Origin of the sequence: Bacillus sp. NH11B (genome assembly GCF_001884205.1) — a bacterium.
Classification (GTDB): Bacteria; Bacillota; Bacilli; order Bacillales; family Bacillaceae_G; genus Bacillus_A; species Bacillus_A proteolyticus.
On the sequence record NZ_MAOG01000121.1, the window covers coordinates 1 to 6,687 of the forward strand.

Sequence of the window (6,687 nt, forward strand, 5' to 3'; positions counted from 1 at the left end):
TGCATTATCCCATAGAGATAGGAAATGATTGAATACAAAACGAGAACAGCCAATCGTTTTATTGATTAGGGTCGCTTGTGCTTTATTTGGATAGATACGAAATTTATATGCTTTATTGATCATCATTCGTTTCACCCCCATTTCGATATGGGTCTATTATACAACAAACGTACATTCGATAGGTAGTGAAGTAACAGTTTATGTATGTCGAACAATTAAGATGGCTTCCTGCCATCCCTTGTCCGAAGCCAATTCATCTCCCACCTACTCACTTCGTGTTCCTTGAGGAAGGAGTCTTCTTGGCTAAAATGATAAAAAAATTTATATATTTTTTATACGATGTAATTATTCATTAATCTCTCTATGTGGTAGAATGATTGTTTTATACAATTGAACTGTAATGAAGTAATAAATCGCATAAATAACTACGAAAATTACAATTGGTACCCAAATACGGAAGTAAGGATCCATTAAAATAAATCCGAAAATATTCATACCAACTAACACGTGAGCAATACCGACAATTGCCGGGAATAGGAATACTAAGAATAACTCTTTATAAATAGATTTTGTTAATAATTCACGGCGCACACCGATTTTATGAAGCATTTGATAACGCGTAATATCTTTTGATGCACCAGAAAGAATTTTAAACATTAAACAACTTGCCATCATTGCTAAGAATGCAATTCCAAGGAAGAATCCCATAAATACTGTTCCACTCGCAAGGCCGTAGGACATATAGTAAAATTGATATTTACTGTTCATACTTTCAGCTGGTACATTTTTATATTTATCTAGTTGCAACTCGTCAAGTTTTTTCCATTCTTTTGTATATGTTAAGAAATCATCTGCTTTTCCGATAAATGCTATACCTTCTTTACCATTTATCCCATCGTACATTTTTTGATCTACAATTTTAATTGCATGATCTTCGTATAAATAATATGGTTGAATTGTTCTAAATGCCTCATCCCATTCTTTAGGCATTTCTTTTTCATTTTGATTTTGCTCTGATCTCACTCCTGCTACTGTCCCTATTGGAGCCTCTCCTGAAATTTCTTTATATTTACCGAAATTCTCTTTACCTAAACCCTCTCGAATAAGTGGCTTTTGTTTCTCTAAATCTTCTTTTACATAATAAACATACTTATCGTCTGCTTTATAATGGTACTCAGCTTTATTTTTAAATGATATACCATCTAAAATTTTCTTTTCTTCAGCTGTTGGATTATGAACTACTGAGTCGTAAATCTCTACACTATCAACTTTTTTTATAACATTATTTTTAAACGCCATACCACCTGAAATTGCACCGGCCCCAAGAGCAACTAACATCGCTACTGTCCCAAGTATTCTCGTTAAACTATTAATTCGGAAATTTAGTTGAGCAAATGTAAATGCGTTAAGTCCTTGTTCACTATATTTTTTATTACTTCTTAGTTTTTTAATGATGAAAGGGAGAAGTGATCCAAATAGCATATATGTACCAAGTGTCGTGAAGATTGCAGCAATTAGTACAATTTCTATACCAACTATCTCTCTTAATTGTTCCATATAAATCATTGATGCATAGCCAATACCCAATAAAATAACAGCAAGGAATGCAACTATACCTGTCATTTTTCCTTTTACTGCAACACGCTCTGTTTGTGCGTCAGCATGTACAAGTTGTAGTACAGAAATGCGCGATAATTTAATACTATTCATAATTGCTGATAAGACAAATAGTGCAAAGAAGAAGATACAAGTAACAGTCATAGATGGCAGATAAAATGCTTTATAACCTTCACCAGCAAACTCGAGTTGTTTCATTAATAACTGTCCGATACCTTCTGCAAGTCCTACACCAACTGCAAGTCCAATCGCAAGAGACGCGGCGCCTAATACAATTGTCTCGATAAACATAAGTAATGTAACTTTATGCTTTTTAGCTCCTAACATCATATACATACCAAACTCTTTTTGACGAAGAGATAGTAAGAAAGAGTTTGCATATAAAATATAGAAGAACGTTATTATTGCTAATAAAAATGAACCTGCTTGGAATATGAATCCAATTGTTTGAATAGTTGAATTAGATTCGATAAACGTTTTATTCAGCCCTAACGTTTGAAACATATAAAAAATTGAAATCGACATGACAAGACCGACAAGTAAGACGATATAATCTTTCAGCTTACTTTTTAGCCCTGACATGGAAAGTTTGAATAACATGCCCAGTTCTCCTTTCTTACGCTTTTTGTGTACCTAAATCTGCAAGTACATCTAAAATTTCTTTATAGAATTCTTCGCGCGTACCACCGCGGTGAATTTCTTTATATAGCTCACCATCTTGAATGAATAATATACGCTGACAGTAACTTGCACTATATGGATCATGTGTAACCATCATAATAGATACACCTTGTTCTTTATTTAAGTTTGTCATTGCATCAAGTAAGCTCGTTGCATTTTTAGAATCAAGAGCTCCTGTTGGCTCGTCTCCTAAAATAATTGCCGGCTCATGTACTAAAGCGCGAGCTGCTGCTGAACGTTGTTTTTGTCCACCAGATACTTCAGATGGATACTTTTGAAGTATTTCTGAAATTCCTAACATATCAGCTACCTTTCCTACTTTCGGTCCAATATTACGTGATGGAACACCTTGAAGAGATAGTGGAAGTGCGATATTTTCGTAAATAGATAAGTTCTCTAATAAGTTAAAGTCCTGGAAGATGAATCCTAACTTTTGCGAACGGAAATCAGAAAGCTCACCTTGCTTCATTTTCGTAATATCCGTTCCTGCAATTTCAACAACGCCGCCTGTCGCCTTATCAAGCGTTGAAATTACATTTAATAATGTCGTTTTACCAGAACCAGAAGGCCCCATAATACCAACGAACTCACCTTCTTGAATTGAGAATGAAACACCTTTTAATGCGTGTGATTGGTTCTCACCTTTTTTACCATACACTTTTTGAACGTTTTTCACGTCTACAACTGGTTTCGTCATATATATCCTCCTACATTTGTTTTCCATTGCCTATTTTGCGTTTTTTTGAGATGAACTGCAATTGATTTATATAACAGTAACCTAACATTTTTGTAAGAATCCATTCATTCGGTAATGAGTTCTGTAGTAGATAAGGGGGTATTTTTTTCGCTTGAAACCATCTACTTTAATATGGGAAGGATACACATAAAAAAAAACACCAAATGATGATCGGATTGTTACGCTGAAGTGTAAATGGTCTAAATGACTTCAAATATGTACACTTATCTAGTTGTAAAATGCTGATTTCGTTACATAAGGAATATACGATGTTTTTTGCTTATTCCCCCATTTCGAGGGGATGGACAAGAACACCCAATATTAGAAAAAGTTTAAAAGTTAATTACTTCTCATGAAGAAAAAAACTTAAGAAGAATCTGTAGCGATAATTTTTAGGGAAGCATCTATAGCGGCTTTTTTTCTTTGTTATATAAAATTCATATAATAAATAAGGAAATTAACTAAGCAGACAATTGAACACGGAAATCATCTATTCATAATAAAAATATTTTGAACAAACATTTGTTTAAATTTTCCTATCTCTAATTTCTTTATCAAATAAATAAAAAAAAGATAAGACAATTCTATTTACATATATTCAAGAATTATAGTTAGTTATAATATAAAATTCATTTTCTTATAGTTAATTAATCTTGAATGTCTTTATATATTTTTCTCTATTTACCTATACTTACATTTTTATTAATTTATTATAATATCGATATTGATTTAACATGTATTAGTTAAAGTTGCGAATCCGCTGCTTTTTTATTTTATAAAGAAGTACCTTTAATGATAGCTTATTTATGGTAATATGAATTAAAAAAAGATGGTGGATGAATGGCATTAGGATTAGGGTTAATCGTATTAGGAATTTTAATTATCTGTATAACTACTTCCTATATAATAAGGAAAAATGAAGGTATAAGTTGGATAGAAGTTCTTGTATTTCCTATAGGCTTAATTCTAAGTATGATACTCGGACACTTTGAGTTACCAGAGTTTTTAATATTAATAGGATGCTTTTTTATTTTATAAAGGGATTACCATGAGGAGTGATTAGATAAATGAAATGAAATGAAACGAAACGAAATGAAACGAAATAATTAAATGAACTTTTTAGGAAGAGAAAATGATATACAATTCTGCCTTATTAATTCACATAATTTTCAAAAAATAAATCTGTGGATGTTAATATTTGTTATATAATATACTTGTCAAAGCATTACCCCTGTAGTTTCTATGATGAACCTGTAAGATAGTTTGTTTGTCCCGTATATTCACCTTTAACTAAAAAGAACTTGTAGGGATTCCTACAAGTTCTTTTTGTTCTTCGGATTGACGGATAGTAAATGTTATTAGGGATACCGCTAACATTTCTGAAAAAACTACGCTAAGAGCATGCAAGATTTTATACAGTTTTTCGGAAAATCCAGTAACAAACGAGAACCTTAAAACCCATGCCAGAATAGGAATGTATAAAAAAATGAATAGAGTCATAGAAAAAGAAAAGGTGGATCCCTTGTAAGAGTAAGGGGCAACTATGTCCTTGCTACCAATAATAATGTGTTATGTAAATTAGCAATGAATAGAATATACAATTTCATCGTGTTATTTTAATTATATAATAATATTAGAAAGTAGGTACTGAGTTTGAAAGAATGGATTTTGTTAAATGAACAAGAATATGAGAATGTTTGGGATAGATTTGAAGATGAATTTTGTTTTAATCCTAATATAGATGGTGACCAATCATTTATATTTTCTTGTCCATATATTACTTATGATTTACCTAATTATTTTGAAGGAAAATGGACTGATGACGATGATTATATTTTTGATCATATATTATTAGAAGCTCTTATTTTATGTACCGAGAAACATGAATATATATATGCGTTAGATTGGCAGCATGCTGGCTACTGGATGAATCCTAGTTTAAATTTAAATCTAAACGAAGATGATCATCAATGGAAAATTCCATTTTTTCCGGATGGGGATTATTATTTCTTTTTGCAAAAAGACTTTAAGTGGGGTTATTTAGGGCATCCATGGGAAAAAGTTATTTATATTTTCGGAGAAGAATTAATCAAGAATTTCAAAGAATTAAGGGCTAGTAGATTAAAAAAGACCAATGATAAAGTATAAATTTCACTTCCGAGAACGATAATTATGTAAATAATTATCGTTATTGGTAGTTAGGTTTCTTTAGTTGAATGGGAATGTTTTGATCCAGTAGAAGAATGCAAAACCTCTAGCTACAAATAAAGCAGCTAAAATGAATGTTATTAGAGGTATTTTATTTTTCATACTTTTTCCTCCAATGATTTAATCTTAAGCTAATTTAGTTAATATAACATGCGTTATTTGTTGAATAAATCTTAGATTTTTAAGTACAGTGAAGTATCTTGTATCAAAAATTAAACAACTATATTTTAACCCCGTCCTAAATTTAGAACGGGGTCATGCTTGTTTTAGGTTTTAAAATTAAATAACTATATTGTCTTTTTACAAGGAATCCATAACGGGTTCCTTTTTATATTCCCTTCAAAAGGTACACCTTTTGTAAACATGTTAAAAAACATTTATAAACGCTTATTAAGCCTCCACGACCTTTATAAATTCCTTAACGTACAGTGTTCTTATTATTGATTAACCGGATCTGTGCAATATTTCTTTGCAATTGCACTTGCTATATCAATTGCCCTTTGTAGGGTAACTTGTTTAGAACTAGAATCCAAAAGTTCCAGTCCAAATTCTTCATAAATCTCAAAATCATGACTTGTTACAAATCTATACTTTGAAGGGATAGATTCTCTGTCTATTGTTAAATGAAAAGCATAAGAATTATCTAAACACAATAATTCAACTTTAAACGTATTTAATGTACTAGCTTGACGAAATTGATAATACTCAACTGGATATAAATAATCGCCTTCATGATTGTAGTTAAAGTCTTTTGAGAAATTCATAATTACCACTCCTTATGGATTTATTTGGAATTATATTTATCATAACTCTATCTTAAGTTAAAAGTACAGAATTTTTAGTTTTTGATAATAACTGTGTCCCTTACGTAATTTAAAATTATAATTACCTATAACTATAAGTTCATATTGTTTTAATAAATATGAATTGAATAAAAGTATATGTCATTAGGTAAGAATACTTTCATTTTCTTAATAAAAAGTATAAAAGTTATTAGTTAAAATTTTATATTAATGTTATTTTATAGGAATAATGAGAATTCAATTAAATTAATATTAAGAATATTCAATATAAATATTATCAATTTACTATATATTCTATCTGTGTAAAATTATTAATGAGCTAAACTTTTCTTTAAATCTTTGCCCCTAACAAAGATTTAAGGGCATTACCATTTTTCTGGTTTAAGATATGTTGAAAAAAAGGATCTGTAATAGATTCTTTTTTTCTTTTGTTATAAATAAAAAGCACTTTTTAATGTTTTAAAAGTGTTTTTAACTTGATGTTGATGTGACGGAATCTCAAGTATGTAGAAATTAAAAAAAGACCCTTAATAATGCTAAAGGGACTTCGCTCATACAAATGATCTGCATATCAATTCACTTTTGATATACAGATCATTTGTATGATAATTTTTATAAATAATTGCGGAATTATGAACTTAC

Annotated in this window: 6 protein-coding genes; 2 read left to right on the forward strand and 4 right to left on the reverse strand. The window is 30.3% G+C overall.

Annotation, left to right across the window (positions count from 1 at the left end; translation table 11 throughout):
* The 3 genes from BAU27_RS22600 to BAU27_RS22610 all read right to left on the reverse strand — a co-directional run.
* The coding region (locus tag BAU27_RS22600) for a helix-turn-helix domain-containing protein (RefSeq protein WP_153020471.1) at positions 1-126 on the reverse strand (126 nt) is incomplete at its 3' end.
* A 219-nt stretch (positions 127-345) separates the two neighbouring features.
* Positions 346-2,217, reverse strand: coding sequence for an FtsX-like permease family protein (locus BAU27_RS22605; RefSeq protein WP_071772010.1), 1,872 nt, complete (start codon positions 2,215-2,217; stop codon positions 346-348).
* Between the two features lie 16 nt (positions 2,218-2,233).
* A complete protein-coding gene (locus BAU27_RS22610) occupies positions 2,234-2,995 on the reverse strand; it encodes an ABC transporter ATP-binding protein (RefSeq protein ID WP_071772011.1) in 762 nt (253 codons plus the stop codon).
* An 879-nt stretch (positions 2,996-3,874) separates the two neighbouring features.
* Between BAU27_RS22610 and BAU27_RS22615 the strand changes: the two genes are divergently transcribed.
* Both BAU27_RS22615 and BAU27_RS22625 read left to right on the forward strand, forming a co-directional pair.
* Entirely contained in the window at positions 3,875-4,072 is a 198-nt protein-coding gene (locus BAU27_RS22615) for a hypothetical protein (protein WP_071772012.1), read from the forward strand.
* 615 nt (positions 4,073-4,687) lie between these two features.
* Positions 4,688-5,182 (forward strand): DUF2716 domain-containing protein, encoded by a 495-nt coding sequence (locus tag BAU27_RS22625; RefSeq protein WP_071772014.1) that lies wholly within the window; start codon positions 4,688-4,690, stop codon positions 5,180-5,182.
* Between the two features lie 497 nt (positions 5,183-5,679).
* Here the strand turns inward: BAU27_RS22625 and BAU27_RS22630 are convergent, their stop codons facing one another.
* Positions 5,680-6,006 (reverse strand): hypothetical protein, encoded by a 327-nt coding sequence (locus BAU27_RS22630; RefSeq protein ID WP_071772015.1) that lies wholly within the window; start codon positions 6,004-6,006, stop codon positions 5,680-5,682.
* Positions 6,007-6,687: the final 681 nt, after the last annotated feature.